Source organism: Isoptericola variabilis 225, assembly GCF_000215105.1.
GTDB classification, from domain to species: Bacteria; Actinomycetota; Actinomycetes; order Actinomycetales; family Cellulomonadaceae; genus Isoptericola; species Isoptericola variabilis_A.
In genome coordinates this window covers 1,804,056-1,821,348 of sequence record NC_015588.1, presented here as the reverse complement: position 1 = coordinate 1,821,348, position 17,293 = coordinate 1,804,056, and the positions used below count along the sequence as shown (strand labels likewise).

Here is a 17,293-nt window from a genome sequence, read left to right as displayed (position 1 = left end):
GCACCTCGGTGACCACGATCGAACGGCACGAGTACGACGTCCTCGTCGTCGGCGCGGGCGGGGCCGGGCTGCGCGCGGCGATCGAGGCGCGCGAGCGCGGCCTGCGCACCGGGATCGTCTGCAAGTCGCTGTTCGGCAAGGCGCACACCGTGATGGCCGAGGGCGGCTGCGCCGCGGCGATGGGCAACGTCGCCGAGAAGGACTCGTGGCAGGTGCATTTCCGCGACACGATGCGCGGCGGGAAGTTCCTCAACAGCTGGCGGATGGCCGAGCTGCACGCGAAGGAGGCGCCCGACCGCGTCTGGGAGCTGGAGGCCTGGGGGGCGCTCTTCGACCGCACGCCCGACGGCCGGATCAGCCAGCGCAACTTCGGCGGCCACACCTACCCGCGGCTCGCGCACGTCGGCGACCGGACCGGCCTCGAGCTCATCCGCACGCTCCAGCAGCGCGTCGTGGCGCTGCAGCGGGCCGACTACTTCGCGACCGGCGACTACGAGTCGCGCCTGCGCGTGTTCGCCGAGTGCACGGTCACCGAGCTGCTGACCGACGACGACGGCGCGATCGCCGGCGCGTTCGGGTACTGGCGGGAGACCGGCCGGTTCGTGGAGTTCTCCGCGCCCGCGGTCGTGCTCGCCACCGGCGGGATCGGCAAGTCGTTCAAGGTGACGTCGAACTCCTGGGAGTACACGGGCGACGGCCACGCGCTCGCCCTGCGCGCCGGCGCCGGCCTCGTCGACATGGAGTTCGTCCAGTTCCACCCGACGGGCATGGTGTGGCCGCCCAGCGTCAAGGGCATCCTCGTGACGGAGGGCGTGCGCGGCGACGGCGGCGTGCTGCGCAACTCCGACGGGGACCGGTTCATGTTCCGGTACGTGCCGGACGTCTTCAAGGGCCAGTACGCCCAGACGGAGGACGAGGCCGACCGCTGGTACACCGACCAGGACAACAACCGTCGCACGCCCGACCTGCTGCCCCGCGACGAGGTGGCGCGGGCGATCAACACGGAGGTCAAGGAAGGGCGCGGCTCGCCGCACGGGGGAGTGTTCCTCGACATCGCGAGCCGCATGCCGGCCGAGGAGATCAAGCGGCGCCTGCCGTCGATGTACCACCAGTTCAAGGAGCTGGCCGACGTCGACATCACGGCCGAGCCCATGGAGGTGGGCCCGACGTGCCACTACGTCATGGGCGGGATCGACGTCGACCCGGACACGGGGCAGTCGAGCGTGCCGGGCCTGTTCGCGGCGGGGGAGTGCGCGGGCGGCATGCACGGCTCGAACCGGCTCGGGGGCAACTCGCTGTCGGACCTGCTCGTGTTCGGCCGACGCGCGGGCCTCGGCGCGGCCGACTACGTCACCGGGCTCGCCAGGCGCCCGTCGCGGCGCGACCGCGACGTCGAGGCGGCCGCGCGCACGGCGCTCGCGCCCTTCGACCCGCCCTCGCGCGGCGCCCGGGCCGAGAACCCGTACACGCTGCACGCCGAGCTGCAGGGCGTCATGAACGACCTCGTGGGCATCATCCGCACGGAGGACGAGATGACCGAGGCGCTCGAGCGGCTCGGCGAGCTGCGGGCGCGCCTGCGCCACGTCGTCGTCGAGGGCCACCGGCAGTACAACCCCGGCTGGCACCTGGCGCTGGACCTGCGGAACATGCTCATGGTGAGCGAGGCGGTCGCGTCCTCGGCGCTGATGCGCACCGAGAGCCGCGGCGGGCACACCCGCGACGACCACCCGATGCTCGACCCGGAGTGGCGCCACCGGGTGCTCGTGACCCGCTGCGTCCCCGGCGAGGCGGCCGACGGTCTCGCGGTGCCGCGTGTCGAGGTCGAGGTCGCGGAGCGCGCCCCCATGCGCGAGGACCTGCTCGCGCTGTTCGACCTCACCGAGCTCGAGAAGTACTACACCCCCGCCGAGCTGACGGCCCATCCCGAAGGAGGCGCCGCATGAGCTACACGGGGCGGTTCCGCGTGTGGCGCGGCAGCTCGGTCGGCGGCGAGCTCGTCGACTTCGACGTCGAGGTCAACGAGGGCGAGGTCGTGCTCGACGTCATCCACCGGCTCCAGGCCACCCAGGCGCCCGACCTGGCGGTGCGGTGGAACTGCAAGGCGGGCAAGTGCGGGTCGTGCTCGGCGGAGATCAACGGCCGCCCACGGCTGCTGTGCATGACCCGGATGTCGCTGTTCGCCCCCGACGACGTGGTGACCGTGACGCCCATGCGGACGTTCCCGGTGATCCGCGACCTCGTGACCGACGTGTCGTACAACTACGAGAAGGCCCGCGAGATCCTGTCGTTCACGCCCCCGATCGACCTCGCGCCGGGCGAGTACCGGATGAGCCAGGCCGACGTCCAGCGGTCGCAGGAGTTCCGCAAGTGCATCGAGTGCTTCCTGTGCCAGGACACGTGCCACGTCGTGCGCGACCACGAGGAGAACAAGAGGGCGTTCGCCGGCCCGCGCTTCCTCATGCGGGTCGCCGAGCTCGAGATGCACCCGCTCGACGTCTCGGACCGCGTCTCCGCGGCGCAGGACGAGCACGGCCTGGGCCGGTGCAACATCACCAAGTGCTGCACCGAGGTGTGCCCCGAGGGCATCAAGATCACCGACAACGCGCTCATCCCCATGAAGGAGCGCGTGGCCGGTCAGCGCTACGACCCCTTGGTCTGGCTCGGCCGGACGATCCGCCGCCGACGCTGACCGCGGCGCCGACGAGCGCGAGCGGCCGGGCAGGGCGCCGTCCCGCGCCCTGCCCGGCCACGGCGGTGCTACTCGACGACCTCGAAGGTCAGCGACTCGGTGAAGGTGCGCCCGTGGACGTCCGTCGTCGTCACCTCGGCGGTGTGCTCGCCGGCGGCGAGGTCGGCGGGAAGCTCGAGGCGCCACAGGTGCATGGTGCGGTCGGCCAGCCCGCCGCCGTGGACGAACTGCTCCTGGATCGCCACCGGGTCCGACCACTCGGCGCCGACGCGCGGGCTCTCGCCCTGCATCTGCTGCGTGCGGACGGCCTCGACGGGCTCGCCGCCGTCGAGCGAGACGGCGACCGTCGATCCGGTCGAGCCCATCCAGACGTTCGCGGTGAGCCACGTGGTGCCCGCGAGGTCGTCGCGCGTCACCGTGAGCGGGTCCTCCAGCGCCGGGGCGGTGCCGCGAGGGACGCTCACGTTCTCGGCGTACCAAGCGCGGTACCGGGGCGTGTTGAGGCCGACCGCCATCTGGTCGGACCCGTCGTCGCCGCGGACCGTGTAGCGCTCGCGGATCTGGGCGTTCTTGATGTCGAGCGTGAGGACGCCGGGAGGCGTGCCGTCGCGCTGGAGCGTCGTCGGGTAGCCCTCCTCGAGGACCTGGCCCGAGTACCAGTGGCCGGAGACCGCGCCGACCGTCAGGTGCGGGAACGGCAGGCCCTCCTCGCCGACGACGTCGGTCCAGCCGGCCATGAGGTCGCCCTCGCGCAGGTTCTCCGAGACGTGGGTGTGCCCGCCGACGGAGACGACGGTGCGGCCCTCGAGGATCTCGTAGACCTCCTTGACCTGCTTCACCCGGTGAGAGCTGCTGTAGAAGAACTCGAGCAGCGGCATGTGGGCCGCGAGGACGATCGGCCGGTCCATGGGCACCTGGGCGATGTCGTTGCGGAGCCACTCGAGCTGCTGCTCGTCGATGCCGTTCGTGTAGCTGCTCTTGCTGGGCGGCACGACCGTCGGGTACTCGACCGTGTTGAGGGCGACGACGTGCGCCTTGCCGACGTCGTACGAGTAGTACGCCGGACCGAGCTTCGCGCGGAAGGTGTCGAAGTTGTGCTCCGGCTCGGGCGAGTCGAAGTCGAGGTCGTGGTTGCCCGGCAGGAAGCGGGCCGGGCCGTTGAGCATGCGCGTGAGCTCGCGCGTCTGCGCGTACAGCGACAGGTCGTCGCCCACGACGTCGCCGATGAACAGGGCGCCGCAGCCGGCGTAGTCCGTGCGTCCGGCGAGGTCGGCGAAGACGCCGTTGCGGGCGAACTCGACCTCCTCCAGGTCGTACGTCTGCACGTCGGCGCCGACGACGCAGTGCTGCTCGGGCGACTGCGTGAGCGTGCTCTTGGCGAGCGGGAAGTTCACCTCGTCGGGCAGCTCGCCGGTCGGCGCGATCCCGCCGTACCGCAGCTCCGGGGAGCCGGACGGCAGGTGGTGGTAGAAGAACTGGGCCACGTTGTCCTCGTCGACGGGCACCTGGTACCCGCGCGGCTGGGTGACGAAGACGGTCATGTTGTCGAAGGCGGGCAGCTCGTACCGGCCGTGGGCGTCGGTCGTGGTGACGTCGCGTCCGTTGGACACGGTCACCCCGGCGAGGCCCGGCTCGTTCGCGTCCTGGACGGAGTCGCGGTCCTTGTCCACGAACACGGTGCCGTCGACGGTGCTCTGGTCCTCGTCCGGCCCCTCGACGACGTGGACGCCGCCGCGGTAGGCGGTCTCGGCCCAGGACGGGCCCGTCGCGGCGTCGGCGGCGCTCGCGGCGGCGGGGACGAGCGAGGCGCCCCCCACGACGAGGGTGACGGCGGTGGCGGTCAGGCGGGTCTGGCGGCGCACCAGAGATCTGCTTCTCACGGTCACGTGCCTCCTGTCGGGTCGTCGCCGGCCGCTCGGCCGGCCGCTCGCCACGCTCACAGCGGAACGTGAACACGCCCCGACGATCCGTTGACGGGGGCATGTATCCGGGTCGACGGTTGATCGAGGACACGGTGAACGACGGAGGCGGCGACGGGCCGCCGGTCACCCGAGCAGGTCCGCCAGCGCGTCGTCGAGCGTGGGGAACCGGAAGCGGAACCCCGCCCGGTCCAGCACCTCGGACGTCGTGTGCCGCCCGGTGAGGGCGAGCAGCGGGTCGGTCCGCAGGACGACGGCGCCCAGCCGGACGAGAGGCACGGGCGTGGGGATCCCGAAGCGGCGCCCGGAGACGCGCCGCAGGGCGGCCATGAGGTCGCGGTTGCGCACCGGGTGCGGTGCCGCGGCGATCACCGGCCCGTCCGGCAGCTCGAGCTCCGGGTCGAGACCGAGCGCGGCCCGGGCGATCGCGAGCCAGTCGTCGACGTGGATCCAGCTGAACCACTGGTCGCCTCGCCCGACCGTGCCGCCCACCCCCAGGCGGACCAGGAGCAGCAGCCGGTCCAGGGCCGGGGTGCCGGCGTCGAGCACGATGGACGTGCGCAGCACGACGAGGTGCCGCGCGTCGGCGCCCGACGCCGCCTCCTCCCACGGCCGGGCGACGCCCGTCATCTGGGGGAGCCCGTCGTCGGGCACGGGGCTCGACTCGGTCAGCCTCGCCTCGCCGGCGTCGGAGTAGACGGCGGTCGTCGACGCCTGGAGCCAGCGCTCGACGGGCGTGCCGAGCCGCGCGGCCGCGCCGACGAGCGCGCGGGTGGCATCCACGCGCGAGTCGCGCAGCGCCGCGACGTTCTCGCGGGTCGGCCGGGCGTCGACGAGCCTGCCGGCCAGGTTCACGAGCGCCACGCCCGTGCCGGGGCGCAGCTCGTCGGCCCACGGGCCGACCGTGCGGGCGTCCCAGGCGACCTCGCGCACGGGGTCGGTGCCGTAGTCGGCCCGGCCGGGGGAGCGGGTCAGGACGACGACCTCGTGGCCGCGGCCGGCCAGGTCGCGCGACAGCGTGCGGCCCAGGGTGCCGGACCCGCCGGCGACGACGATCTTCATGGGCCGAGCCTGCCAGGCTCAGCGCGCGTACCGCTCGGCCAGGGCCTCGGCGCCGCGCGCGATGAGGAGGGCGTCCGCGCCGACGAGCACGAACGCGGCGCCCGCGTCGAGGTACCGGTCGGCCATCGCGGGCGTGAACGCGTTGACCCCGACGGGCGTGCCGACGTCCCGGCACGCGGCGACCGTCGCGAGGACGGCGTCCACGACGTCCGGGTGCTCCTGCTCGCCGGGGTGCCCCATCGACGCGGCGAGGTCCGCGGGACCGACGAGCACGGCGTCGACGCCGTCGACCGCGGCGATCTCGCGCGCGTCCGCGACGGCGGCGCGCGTCTCGAGCTGCACGACGAGCGTGACGCCCGCGTCGGCGGTCGTGACGTAGTCGGGCACGCGGTTCCACCGCGCCGAGCGGGCCAGGGCGCTGCCCACGCCGCGGATCCCCGCCGGCGGGTACCGTACGGCGCGCACGACGCCCTCGGCCTGCTCGACGCCGTCGACCATGGGGACCAGGACGTTCGTCGCCCCGAGGTCGAGCACCTGCTTGAGGACGACCGGGTCGCCGTACGGCACGCGCACGAGCGTGGCGACGGGGTAGGCAGCCGTCGCCTGCAGCTGGCCGAGGATCGTCGTGAGGTCGTTGGGCCCGTGCTCGCCGTCGACCACGACGACGTCGAGCCCGCTGCCCGCGAGGATCTCGGCGGCGAGCGACGAGCCGAGGCTCGACCAGGCGCCGACGAGCGGTCGGTCGGTCTCGGCGATCATCGCGGCGAGCGAGCGGTCGGGCGTCAGCTGAATCGGCATGTCACGGCTCCCAGGGTTCCGTAGTCGGCGTGGACGGTGTCACCCGGGTGGACCCACGTCGGCCGGGTGAACGACCCGGACAGCACGATCTCACCCGCGGCCAGCGTGTCGCCGTGCGCCGCGAGCTTGTTCGCGAGCCAGGCCACGCCGTTGGCGGGGTGGCCGAGCACCGCCGCGGCGACGCCCGACTCCTCGATCGTCTCGTTCCGGTACAGCAGCGCGGAGACCCACCGCAGGTCGACGTCGTCGACCCGCACGGGCCGGCCGCCCAGGACCATCGCGCCCATCGCGGCGTTGTCCGAGATCGTGTCGACGATGGTGCGCCCGGCCATCTCGACGCGCGCGTCGAGGATCTCGAGCGCGGGCACGACGCGGTCGGTGGCCCTCAGCACGTCGAACACCGTGACGTCCGGCCCCGCGAGCGGCTCGGCCAGCACGAACGCGAGCTCGACCTCGACGCGCACGTTCGAGAACGACGCGTGCGGCACGACCGTCCCGGACTCGAGCACCATGTCGTCGAAGATGACGCCGTAGTCGGGCTCGGTGATGCCGGTCGCGGCCTGCATGACCTTGGAGGTGAGCCCGATCTTGTGGCCCACGAGCCGCCGGCCGCGCGCGACGCCGCGGTCGCGCCAGGTGCGCTGGACGGCGTAGGCGTCCTCGACGGTCATCCCGGCGTGCCGCGCGGTGAGCAGCGGCACGGGGGTGCGGGTGCGCTCGGCCTCGGCGAGCTCGTCGGCGATCGCGGCGACGGCGTCGTCGTCGAGCGTGCGCCCGCCCGACGGCGCCGCCGGCCCCGTGCTCACAGCGTGTTCCCCAGCTTGAACCCGCGCTCGGTGTCGCCCTTGCGCGTGTACGAGAACCCGTCGGCGCCGATCGTCACGGCCATCTCGCTCGTGTCGGTGCGCCGGGTCAGGGGCTGCGGGTTGCCGTCGAGGTCGAGCACGAGGGAGGCGTCGGTGTACCAGCTCGGCACCACGGGGTTGCCCCACCAGTCGCGGCGCTGGTTGTCGTGCACGTCCCACGTGACCACGGGGTTGTCGGGGTCGCCCGTCCAGTAGTCCTGGGTGTAGATCTCGACGCGGTGCCCGTCCGGGTCGCGCAGGTAGAGGTAGAACGCGTTCGACACGCCGTGCCGGCCGGGACCGCGCTCGATCGCGTCGGACATCCGCAGCGCGCCGAGCTTGTCGCAGATCGCGATGATGTTGTGCTTCTCGTGCGTCGCGAACGCGACGTGGTGCATGCGCGGGCCGTCGCCGCCCGTCATCGCGGTGTCGTGCACCGTGGGCTTGCGGCGCATCCACGCGGCGTACGTCGTGCCCTCCTCGTCCTGGATGTCCTCCGTGACGCGGAAGCCGAGGTCCTCCATGTACTTCACGGCGCGCGGCACGTCGGGCGTGACCTGGTTGAAGTGGTCCAGGCGCACGAGCGCGCCGGGGGTGTGCAGGTCGTAGCGCCACGCGAGGCGCTCGACGTGCTCGACGTCGTGGAAGAACTCGTAGGGGAACCCGAGCGGGTCGGTGACCCGCACCGTGTCGCCGAGGCCCTTGACCCAGCCCTCCGCGCGGCGCTCCACCCGGCAGCCGAGCTCGGAGTAGAAGGCGACGGCCCGGTCGAGGTCCTCGGGCGTGCGCACCCGGTAGCTGAACGCCGCGACGGCCGGGACCGGTCCCTTGCGCAGGATGAGGTTGTGGTGGATGAACTCCTCGAGGCTGCGCAGGTAGACGGTCTCGGAGTCCTCCTCGGTGACGACGAGGTCCAGCACGTCGACGTAGAAGCGGCGGCTGGCCTCGAGGTCCGTCACGACGAGCTCCATCGACGCGCACCGCACGACGTCCGGCGGCGGGGAGGTGGGCGTCGGGATGGGGTCGACGGCACGGATCGGGTCGGTGTCGGTGACCACGGGCTCGGGGGAGTCGGGGCTGATGATGCTCATGTCGGCGTCCTTGCGCGAGATGGTGCGGAGTCGGTTCGTCGAGTGCGGTCAGTGCGAGGGCTGCCCGCCCTTGCCGAACGTGGGGTTGTGGACCTTGCCGAGCGTGATGTGCACGGCCTGCTGGTGGGTGTAGAAGTCGATCGAGCGGTACCCGCCCTCGTGGCCCAGGCCCGAGGCCTTGACGCCGCCGAACGGGGTGCGCAGGTCGCGCACGTTGTTCGAGTTGAGCCAGACCATGCCGGCCTCGACCGCCTGGGCGAAGGTGTGCGCGCGCTTGAGGTCGTTGGTCCACACGTACGCGGCCAGGCCGTACCTCGTCGCGTTGGCGAGCTCGAGGGCCTCGGCCTCGGTGTCGAACGGCGTGATCGCGACGACGGGCCCGAAGATCTCCTCCTGGAAGATGCGGGCGTCGGGCTTGACGTCGGCGAACACCGTCGGCGCCACGAAGTTGCCCGACTCGAAGCCCTCGGGCCGGCCGCCGCCCGCGACGAGGCGGCCCTCGGCCTTGCCCAGCTCGACGTAGCTCATGACCTTGGCGAAGTGCTCCGGGTGCACGAGCGTGCCGACCTCGGTCGCCGGGTCGTGCGGGTAGCCGACGACGACGCGCTCGGCCTGCGCGGCGTACCGCTCGACGAACTCGTCGTACACGGACCGCTCGACGAGGATGCGGCTGCCGGCGGTGCAGCGCTCCCCGTTGAGCGAGAAGACGCCGAAGATCGTCGCGTCGATCGCGGCCTCGAGGTCGGCGTCGGCGAACACGATCGCGGGAGACTTGCCGCCCAGCTCCATGGACAGGCCCTTGAGGTGCGGGGCGGCGTTGGCGAAGATCAGCTGCCCGGTGCGGCTCTCGCCCGTGAAGGAGACGAGCGGGACGTCGGGGTGCTTGACGAGCGCGTCGCCCGCCTCCTCGCCGAGCCCGTGGACGAGGTTGAAGACGCCGCGCGGCAGCCCGGCCTCCTCGAAGATCCCGCCCCACAGCGATGCGGACAGCGGCGTGAACTCGGCCGGCTTGAGGACGACCGTGTTGCCCGTCGCGAGCGCGGGGGCCAGCTTCCACGACTCGAGCATGAACGGCGTGTTCCACGGCGTGATGAGGCCGGCGACGCCGATCGGCTTGCGGTTGACGTAGTTGATCTGCCTGCCGGGCACCTTGTAGGTGTCGTCGGCCTGGGCCACGATCAGGTCGGCGAAGAACCGGAAGTTCTCGGCCGCTCGGCGGGCCTGGCCGAGCGCCTGGGTGATCGGCAGGCCCGAGTCGAAGGACTCGAGCTCGGCGAGGCGGGCGTCGCGGGACTCGACGATGTCGGCGATGCGGTGCAGCACGCGCGAGCGCTCGCGCGGGAGCATGCGCGGCCAGGGGCCCTCGACGAACGCGCGCCGGGCGGCGGCGACGGCACGGTCGACGTCGGCCTTCTGCCCGGCCGCGGCCTGGACGTACGTCTGGTTGGTCACGGGCTCGAGCACGTCGAACGTCTCGCCGCCGAGCGAGTCGACGCTCTCGCCGTCGACGTAGTGGCGAATGCGGTCCGGCAGGCCCTCGGGGCGGTGCAGGGTCATGAGCGTGGTCCTTCCGTCGTGGTCGGCCGTCACCCGGCGAGGGTGGCGTCGTCGCGGGGCGAGGGGGTCGGTGGCTTGCGCGCGGCCTGGTAGGCGAGGACCGCGTCGAGCGTCGCGGTGCGGTGGCGCCGCGCGGCGAGCTCGAGCTCGGTGGCGTCGGCGCCCGACGCCACGAGCTCGACGAGCCGGTCGTGCTCGGCGACGGACTCGCGCGCGCGGCCGGGGACGAAGCTGAACGACGAGTCGCGCAGCACCTTCATGCGGTTCCAGCCGCGGTGCACCAGGTCGAGCACGTGCGGGTTGGGGCACGGCTCGAACAGCACGGAGTGGAAGTCGCGGTTGAGCTCGGTGAACCGGTGCGGGTCGAACTCGTCGAGGCTGCGGCGCATCTCGTCGTTGATCGCGCGGGCGCGCCCGAGCTGCTCGCCCGTGAGGTACGGCGCCGACAGTGCCGTCGCGTAGCCCTCGACGAGCGCGAGCGTCTGCATCGTGTGCAGGTACTCGGTCTCCTTGACGAGCGAGACCTTCGCGCCGACGTTGCGCTCGAACGTCACGAGGCCCTCGGCCTCGAGGCGGCGGACCGCCTCGCGCACGGGCACCACGGAGACGCCGAGCTCCGCGGCGAGCTGGGCCAGCACGAGCCGGTAGCCGGGCACGAAGCGCCCGTCGTCGATGCGCTCGCGCAGGTAGCGGTACGCCTGCTGCGACTTGCTCTCCGCGCTCACCCGGCACCACCCGTCTCGCGCTCGTACCGGGCGCGCCACGCGGCGTCCATCGGGAACAGGCCGTCGACGGACTCGCCCTCGGCGACACGGGCGGCGACCCACGCGTCCTGCGCCTCGGTCTCCTCGGCCTCGGCGAGCACCTCCTCGACGAGGGCCGGCGGGATGACGATCACGCCGTCGCCGTCGCCCACGACGACGTCGCCGGGCTCGACCGCGGCGCCGCCGCACGCGATCGTCACGTCGGTCTCCCACGGCACGTGCCGGCGCCCGAGCACCGAGGGATGGGGGCCGGCCGAGAAGACCGGGACGTCGATCCGGGCCACGGCGTCGAAGTCGCGCACGCCGCCGTCGGTGACGATCGCGGCGGCCCCGCGCACCTGCGCGCGCAGGGCCAGGACGTCGCCGACCGTGCCGGTGCCGCGCTCGCCGCGCGCCTCGATCACGAGGACCTCGCCCTCGCCGACGGTGTCGAACGCCCGCTTCTGGGCGTTGAAGCCGCCGCCGCGGCGCGCGAACAGGTCGGGGCGGTGCGGCACGAACCGCAGCGTGCGGGCCCGGCCGACGAACCGGGCGCCCGGCCGGTTCGACCGCACGCCCTCGACGAAGACGTCGTGGTAGCCGCGCCGGCGCAGGGCCACCGACAGCGTCGCGACGGCGACCTTCGCGAAGCGCGCCCGGTGGGCGTCCGTGAGCTCGAACGCGGGCTCGTCCGCCGTGGCGGGCGGCGTGGCGGTGCCGTAGGCCTCGGCGCGCTGGACGTCGTCGACCGCGGGCTGCGCGCCGAAGTCGCCGAACGGCGTCGTGCCGGCCGTCACCGTCGTGACGAGCCGGCCGCTCGACGGCGCGCCGGGCGCCGTCGGGGCGTCGACCTCGACCTCGACGACGTCGCCCGGCTCGACGACGGACGACCCGGCCGGCGTGCCGGTGAGGATGACGTCACCGGGCTCGAGCGTGAGGTGCTGCGAGAGGTCGGCCACGAGGCGGCCGAAGTCGAACAGCAGGGTGTCGGTCGTGTCCTCCTGCACCAGGTCGCCGTTGACCCAGGTGCGCACGCGCAGCCCCGCGGGGTCGACCGCGGAGGCGGGGACGAGCTCGGGGCCCAGCGGGGTGAACCCGTCGCCGCCCTTGGAGCGCAGGTTCGAGCCCTTGTCCGCGGTGCGCAGGTCGTAGAGGCCGAAGTCGTTGGCGGCGGTGACGGCGGCGACGTGGGACCAGCCGTCCTCGGGGGAGACCCACCGCGCGGCGGTGCCGATGACGAGCGCGACCTCGCCCTCGAACGCGAGGAGCTCGGTGCCGAGCGGCCGCTCGACCGTGCCGCCCGTGACGCCGAGGGACGACGCCGGCTTGAGGAAGTAGCTGGGCTGGGCCGGGGTGCGCCCGCGCTGCGCGGCACGCGAGGCGTAGTTGAGGTGGACGGCGATGATCTTGCCGGGGCGGCGTCGATCGTCGGTGACCATGGGACCCCCTTGTCGTGTCGTATCCGCGATCATATACGATCATCGCCGTCCACCAACTCGCGGACTGACAGAGAGGTCGACCGCACCATGACCGTGAGCACTGCTGCCACCGCCGCTCCCGACGCCCGGCGCCGGGAGCTCAGGCGCGTCGCGATGGCGACCGTCATCGGTACCACGATCGAGTGGTACGACTTCTTCCTCTACGCCAGCGCGGCGGGGCTCGTCTTCGGCGCGCTGTTCTTCGCCCCGGCCGGGCCGGGGGCTGCCACGCTGCTGTCCTTCGCGACCGTCGGCATCAGCTTCCTCTTCCGGCCGCTCGGCGCGTTCCTCGCCGGGCACTACGGAGACAAGATCGGCCGCAAGGCCATGCTCGTCGTCACGCTCCTCCTCATGGGCGGCGCGACCACCCTCATCGGCGTGCTGCCCACCTACGAGCAGATCGGGATGGCCGCCCCGGTCCTGCTCGTGGTGCTCCGCATCCTGCAGGGCCTGTCGACCGGCGGCGAGTGGGGCGGCGCGGTGCTCATGGCCGTCGAGCACGCGCCCACCGGCAGGCGCGGCCGGTTCGGCGCGTTCCCGCAGATCGGCGTGCCGATCGGACTCCTGCTCGCCTCGGGCGTGCTTGCGCTCATGACCGGCGTCGTCTCGCCGGGCGACGCGTTCCTCGAGTGGGGCTGGCGCGTGCCGTTCCTGCTGAGCTTCGTGCTCATCGTCGTGGGCATCGTCGTGCGCAGGACGGTGGAGGAGAGCCCCGTCTTCACCGAGCTCGCCGAGAAGAAGAAGGAGGCCCACATCCCCGTCGTCACGCTGTTCCGCAAGCACTGGCTGCTCGTCCTGCTGGCCGCCCTCACGTTCGCGGGCAACAACTCCGCCGGCTACATGACCACCGGCGGCTACCTGCAGAACTACGCGACGACGCCGATCGCCGAGGGCGGCCTGGTGGGCATGGACCGCACGCCCGTGCTGCTCGCCGTGGCGGGTGCCTCCGTCGTCTGGCTCGTGTGCACGTTCGCGGCCGGCGTGGTGTCCGACCGGATCGGGCGCCGCAGCACGTACATCATCGGCTGGATCGCCTTCCTGTCCACGGTGTTCCTGCTCTTCCCGCTGGTCAACACCGGCAACCCGTGGCTGCTGTTCCTCGGCGTCGCGCTGTTCGCGGTCGGCAACGGCTTCACCTACGGCCAGCAGGCCGCGTACTTCGCCGAACTCTTCCCGGCGTCGATCCGGTACTCGGGCGTCTCCATCACGTACGCGATCGGGGCGATCCTCGGCGGCGCGTTCGCTCCGACGATCGCGACGTGGCTCGTCCAGACCACCGGCACCGCGACGTCCGTCGCGTTCTACATCGCGTCCGTCATGGTCGTGGCGTTCGCCGCCACGCTGATCCTGCGCGACCGGACCGGCATCCCGCTCGGGCCCGAGCACGAGGCACTGCAGGCCCGGGGAGCGATCCGCGGGCTCGGCTGACACCACCCACCCCAGGCGCGTGCGCCGTGGCCCGGTCCCGACGTCGGGACCGGGCCACGGCGCGTCCGGGCGGGCCGGTCAGCGCCGGCTGTTCACCCGGAGGATCTCCTCCTGGTACGGCGCGACGACGCCGGGGGAGACGCGGCAGTCGAGCAGCAGGAACGGCCGCTCGTCGGCGGGCTCGGCCGTCCAGGCCGCGAGCCGGTCGAGGTCCGCCAGCTCGCGCACGACGACGCCCTCGGCGCCGACCGAGGCGGCGAGCGCCGCGAAGTCGGTCTCCGGGATGAGCATGGGCTCCTCGGCGAGCCCCTGCCGGCCGTAGACGTGCACCTCGGCGCCGTACGCGGCGTCGTTCCACACGACCGCGAGGCCGCGCCCGCGCGCGGTGCGCACGGCCGTCTCGAGGTCGGCGAGCGCCATGAGCCCGCCGCCGTCGCCCGTGGTGAGCACAACGGTCGCCTCGGGCCGCGCCGTCGCGGCGCCGGCGACGCTCGGGAAGCCGAGCCCGATCGACTGGTAGGCGGTGCCGACCATCATCATCCGGTCGGGCGACGCGACGGGCCAGTACATGTTGGCCCAGCCGATGAAGTGCCCGCCGTCGGACACGACCACGCGGTCCGCGGGCAGGAGCGCGGCGAGGCGGTGCGCGACGGCGCGCGGGTCGAGGCGGCCGTCCTCGGCGAGGCCGTCGGCCGGGCCCGGGTCGTGCGCGCGCAGGGTGACGACGTCGACGGACTCGCGCCACCCGGACGGGCGCGCCTCGAGCTTGGCCAGCTCCTCGACGAGCGCGTCCGCGACGAGGCGCGCGTCGCCGCGCACGTAGCCGCCGACGTGGCGATGCGTGGCCGCGGGGCCCGTGTCGACCTGCACGACCCGCGTGCCGGGGGAGAAGAGCTCGCCGAAGCGCATCGTGAACTGGTTGAGGGACGCGCCGAAGACGACCGCGACGTCGGCCTCGCGCACGAGCTCCATCGCCCCCGCCGCGCCGAAGCCGCCGGTGACGCCGAGGTCGTGGCGGTCGTCGGGGAACACGCCTCGGCCGAGCGCGGTGGTGCCCGTCACGGCACCCGTTGCGGCGGCGAGCTCGCCGAGCGCGGGGCCGGCGCCCGCGAGCCACGCGCCGCGGCCCGCGAGCAGGAACGGGCGCTCGGCCTCGGCGAGCGCCCGGGCCAGGTCCGTGATGGCGGCCGCGTCGAACGGGCCGACCGGCGCGAGCGGTCCGGGCAGCACCGGCTCGGGTGCCGACGGCACGGGACCGGCCTCGCGCGCCGCGACGTCGTACGGGATCGCCAGGACGACGGGGACGCTGTACGTGAGCGCGTGCTCGATCGCGATGACGGTCGTCGCGGCCGCGTCCGCGCGGCCGACGGTGTACGTGCGGGCGCCGACGGCCGCGGCGAGCGCGATCTGGTCGACGTCCCACGGCCGGGGACCCGACGTCGGCTCGTCGCCCGCGACGAGGACGAGCGGCACGTGCGCCTGCCGCGCCTCGGCCAGGGCCGTGAGCGCGTTGGTGAACCCCGCCCCGTACGTCGCCGTCGCCGCGGCGAGGCGGTTCGACGCGCGGAAGTGGGCGTCGGCGGCGACCACGCCGCCCGACTCGTGGCGCACCGCGGTGAAGCGCGTCGCCGTCTCGCGCGTGAGGGTGTCGAGGAACCAGGCGTTGCCGTTGCCCATGACCCCGAAGACGTGGTCGACGTGGCGGGCGAGGGTGTGGGCGACGTGCGCGGACACGGTGGGCATGGGGGCCTCCCGAGGAAACAGTGACGGATGAGTGCTGCGGTCCGTATGTGTCCCGGTGGCCCGTGCGGGCCGGCGGCGCGCCCCTTTTTCGAGCGCAGGCGGCGACGGTGTCCGCCTCGACGATCGCAGGGTACCTCAGGCGGCCGGGCGCCGGGACTGCAGGAACGCCCGCTCGGCCGGGTCCGTGGTCAGCGAGACCGCCTTGTCGTACGCGGCGCGCGACTCGGCGCGGCGGCCGAGGCGTCGCAGCAGGTCGGCACGCGTCGCCCAGGCCGGCTGGAACCGGGCACCGTCCTCGTCGAGCTCGTCGAGGAGCGCGAGCGCGGCCTCGGGCCCGTCGGTCTCGGCCGTGACCGCGGCGAGCGCGACGCGGGCGCCGAGGCTCGGGAAGAGGCGGGAGAGATGGCGGTGGAGGTCGCGCAGTGCCGGCCAGTCGGTCGTGCCGGTCGTCGCGCGTGCGGCGTGCACGGCCTGGATCGCCGCCTCGAGCTGGAAGCGGCCCAGCTCGCCGCCCGCGTAGGCCGCCCTCAGGTGGAGCCGGCCGCGCTCGAGGAGGGCGCCGTCCCAGCGCGTCGTGTCCTGCTCGCCGAGCGGCACCAGCCGGCCGGCGTCGTCGAGGCGTGCCGGCGCCCGTGCGGTCGAGAAGCAGACCAGGGCCGCCAGTCCGTGTGCCTCCGGGTCGCCGGGCAGGAGGTCGGCGAGGGTCTCGGCCAGGTACAGCGCCTCGTCGGCCGGCGTCCCGCGCGGGACCGCCCCGGCGATGCGCCACTCGACGGCGTACGCGCCGTAGACCGCCTCGAGCACGTGGTCGACGCGCTCGGGCAGGACGGACCGGTCGGGGATCTCGAACGGGATTCGCGCCGCCCCGATCCGCCGTTTCGACCGGACCAGCCGGGCGGCGACCGTCGGGGCGGGCAGCGCGAACGCCGCCGCGACCTGCTTCGCGGTGAGCCCCAGCACGGTGTTGAGCATCAGCGGCGTGCGCGCGGAGCGGTCGATCGCGGGGTGGGCGCACACGAGCATCAGCTCGAGCCGGCGGTCCCCGATCGCGTCGGGGTCGACGTCGTCCAGGCGCGCCGGGTCGTGGCGGGCCGGGTCGAACGGGTGGGTCCGGCGCACCGCGGCCGAGCGGGCGACGTCGCGCAGGCGGTTGCGCGCGACGGTGAGCAGCCAGCCCTCCGGGTTGCCGGGGACGCCGTCGCGCGGCCAGCGCACGAGCGCACGCTCGAACGCGTCGGCCAGTGCGTCCTCCGCCGTGGTGAGTCGCCGCCCGCGGCCGCCAGGAGCGAGAGCAGCCGGCCGTAGCCGGTGCGTGCCGCCCAGGCGGCCCGCACCGACGCCGGCTCGCGGTCGCCCGTGCCCGCGGGGAGGCTCACGTCCACGCGCCGTCCACGAACGACGTCGCGACCCGCCGGACCTCGACCACCCCGTACTGGGCGCCGGGGCACCTCTCCGCCCAGGCCAGGGCGGCGTCGAGGTCGGGCACGTCGACGAGGAACACCCCGCCCAGCGCCTCCTTGGTCTCCGCGAAGGGGCCGTCCTGGATCTGGACGTCGCCCGTGCGCAGCGTGACCGTCGACGACGCGTGGCTGGGTGCGAGCACCTCCGCCGCGACGAGCACGCCGGCGGCCTCGAGCGCCTTCCCGTAGTCGGCGAACGCGACCTGCATCGCCTCGATGGCCTCGGCAGGGATCTCGCCCTCGGCGGGCTCGTCGGCGTGGAGCAGCAGCGCGTACCTCATGTCGGTCTCCTTCGGATCCGGTCGCGGGACGTTCCCGCACACCGTGATGACGATCGAGGGTGCGGCGGATCAACACCGGGCCCTGTCCCGAGCATCGCGCGGCTGCGCGCGGCCGTGAAGGGGGTGCCGCGGACGCACGAAGGCCCTCCGACCTGGGCTCAGGTCGGAGGGCCTGCGGTGCGGGGTGCGTCGGCGGGCC

14 protein-coding genes are annotated in these 17,293 nt (G+C 73.7%); 3 read left to right on the top strand and 11 right to left on the bottom strand.

All coding sequences use genetic code 11. The annotated features are described in order from the left end of the window. Positions 1-8 precede the first annotated feature (8 nt). A complete protein-coding gene (locus tag ISOVA_RS08480) occupies positions 9-1,943 on the top strand; it encodes a fumarate reductase/succinate dehydrogenase flavoprotein subunit (RefSeq protein ID WP_013838830.1) in 1,935 nt (644 codons plus the stop codon). After that, positions 1,940-2,689 carry a succinate dehydrogenase/fumarate reductase iron-sulfur subunit gene (locus tag ISOVA_RS08475; protein WP_013838829.1) on the top strand — a complete coding sequence of 250 codons (750 nt, stop codon included), beginning with the start codon at positions 1,940-1,942 and terminating at the stop codon, positions 2,687-2,689. The genes ISOVA_RS08480 and ISOVA_RS08475 overlap by 4 nt, the downstream gene beginning before the upstream one ends. A 68-nt stretch (positions 2,690-2,757) precedes the next feature. On the opposite strand, the gene ISOVA_RS08470 is transcribed toward ISOVA_RS08475, so the two are convergent. The 8 genes from ISOVA_RS08470 to ISOVA_RS08435 all read right to left on the bottom strand — a co-directional run bounded on the left by ISOVA_RS08470 (position 2,758) and on the right by ISOVA_RS08435 (position 12,143). Further along, positions 2,758-4,551 (bottom strand): calcineurin-like phosphoesterase C-terminal domain-containing protein, encoded by a 1,794-nt coding sequence (locus tag ISOVA_RS08470; RefSeq protein ID WP_233275862.1) that lies wholly within the window; start codon positions 4,549-4,551, stop codon positions 2,758-2,760. A 183-nt stretch (positions 4,552-4,734) separates the two neighbouring features. Then, positions 4,735-5,670 (bottom strand): epimerase, encoded by a 936-nt coding sequence (locus ISOVA_RS08465; RefSeq protein WP_013838827.1) that lies wholly within the window; start codon positions 5,668-5,670, stop codon positions 4,735-4,737. An 18-nt stretch (positions 5,671-5,688) separates the two neighbouring features. Beyond that, the gene (locus ISOVA_RS08460) at positions 5,689-6,468 is read right to left on the bottom strand and encodes an HpcH/HpaI aldolase family protein (protein ID WP_013838826.1); all 780 of its coding nucleotides are present in this window, start codon (positions 6,466-6,468) and stop codon (positions 5,689-5,691) included. Further along, positions 6,453-7,274: a 2-oxo-hept-4-ene-1,7-dioate hydratase gene (hpaH, locus tag ISOVA_RS08455; RefSeq protein WP_013838825.1), complete on the bottom strand. Its 822-nt coding sequence runs from the start codon at positions 7,272-7,274 to the stop codon at positions 6,453-6,455. The genes ISOVA_RS08460 and hpaH overlap by 16 nt, the downstream gene beginning before the upstream one ends. Further along, positions 7,271-8,404 carry a 3,4-dihydroxyphenylacetate 2,3-dioxygenase gene (hpaD, locus tag ISOVA_RS08450; RefSeq protein WP_013838824.1) on the bottom strand — a complete coding sequence of 378 codons (1,134 nt, stop codon included), beginning with the start codon at positions 8,402-8,404 and terminating at the stop codon, positions 7,271-7,273. Before hpaD ends, hpaH begins: the two co-directional genes overlap by 4 nt. Positions 8,405-8,452: 48 nt before the next feature. Beyond that, positions 8,453-9,961, bottom strand: a complete 1,509-nt coding sequence (gene hpaE / locus ISOVA_RS08445; protein WP_013838823.1) for a 5-carboxymethyl-2-hydroxymuconate semialdehyde dehydrogenase — start codon at positions 9,959-9,961, stop codon at positions 8,453-8,455. 29 nt (positions 9,962-9,990) lie between these two features. After that, complete coding sequence (locus ISOVA_RS08440; protein WP_013838822.1) at positions 9,991-10,686, bottom strand: GntR family transcriptional regulator; 696 nt, start codon at positions 10,684-10,686, stop codon at positions 9,991-9,993. Then, the gene (locus ISOVA_RS08435; protein ID WP_013838821.1) at positions 10,683-12,143 is read right to left on the bottom strand and encodes a fumarylacetoacetate hydrolase family protein; all 1,461 of its coding nucleotides are present in this window, start codon (positions 12,141-12,143) and stop codon (positions 10,683-10,685) included. The genes ISOVA_RS08440 and ISOVA_RS08435 overlap by 4 nt, the downstream gene beginning before the upstream one ends. Positions 12,144-12,230: 87 nt before the next feature. Here ISOVA_RS08435 and ISOVA_RS08430 point away from each other — a divergent pair, with 87 nt between their 5' ends. After that, positions 12,231-13,610, top strand: coding sequence for an MFS transporter (locus ISOVA_RS08430; RefSeq protein ID WP_013838820.1), 1,380 nt, complete (start codon positions 12,231-12,233; stop codon positions 13,608-13,610). A 78-nt stretch (positions 13,611-13,688) separates the two neighbouring features. On the opposite strand, the gene ISOVA_RS08425 is transcribed toward ISOVA_RS08430, so the two are convergent. The 3 genes from ISOVA_RS08425 to ISOVA_RS08415 all read right to left on the bottom strand — a co-directional run bounded on the left by ISOVA_RS08425 (position 13,689) and on the right by ISOVA_RS08415 (position 17,094). Continuing rightward, positions 13,689-15,353: a thiamine pyrophosphate-binding protein gene (locus ISOVA_RS08425; RefSeq protein WP_013838819.1), complete on the bottom strand. Its 1,665-nt coding sequence runs from the start codon at positions 15,351-15,353 to the stop codon at positions 13,689-13,691. Between the two features lie 135 nt (positions 15,354-15,488). Further along, positions 15,489-16,568 carry an RNA polymerase sigma factor gene (locus ISOVA_RS08420; protein ID WP_233275861.1) on the bottom strand — a complete coding sequence of 360 codons (1,080 nt, stop codon included), beginning with the start codon at positions 16,566-16,568 and terminating at the stop codon, positions 15,489-15,491. Positions 16,569-16,725: 157 nt separating this feature from the next. After that, positions 16,726-17,094 (bottom strand): YciI family protein, encoded by a 369-nt coding sequence (locus tag ISOVA_RS08415; protein WP_013838817.1) that lies wholly within the window; start codon positions 17,092-17,094, stop codon positions 16,726-16,728. Positions 17,095-17,293: the final 199 nt, after the last annotated feature.

Coding starts and splice junctions, on each gene's coding strand:
- hpaD (WP_013838824.1), bottom strand. CDS start 8,404: ATGAGCATCATCAGCCCCGACTCCCCCGAGCCCGTGGTCACCGACACC.
- ISOVA_RS08465 (WP_013838827.1), bottom strand. CDS start 5,670: ATGAAGATCGTCGTCGCCGGCGGGTCCGGCACCCTGGGCCGCACGCTG.
- ISOVA_RS08460 (WP_013838826.1), bottom strand. CDS start 6,468: ATGCCGATTCAGCTGACGCCCGACCGCTCGCTCGCCGCGATGATCGCC.
- hpaE (WP_013838823.1), bottom strand. CDS start 9,961: ATGACCCTGCACCGCCCCGAGGGCCTGCCGGACCGCATTCGCCACTAC.
- ISOVA_RS08430 (WP_013838820.1), top strand. CDS start 12,231: ATGACCGTGAGCACTGCTGCCACCGCCGCTCCCGACGCCCGGCGCCGG.
- ISOVA_RS08425 (WP_013838819.1), bottom strand. CDS start 15,353: ATGCCCACCGTGTCCGCGCACGTCGCCCACACCCTCGCCCGCCACGTC.
- ISOVA_RS08435 (WP_013838821.1), bottom strand. CDS start 12,143: ATGGTCACCGACGATCGACGCCGCCCCGGCAAGATCATCGCCGTCCAC.
- ISOVA_RS08415 (WP_013838817.1), bottom strand. CDS start 17,094: ATGAGGTACGCGCTGCTGCTCCACGCCGACGAGCCCGCCGAGGGCGAG.
- ISOVA_RS08475 (WP_013838829.1), top strand. CDS start 1,940: ATGAGCTACACGGGGCGGTTCCGCGTGTGGCGCGGCAGCTCGGTCGGC.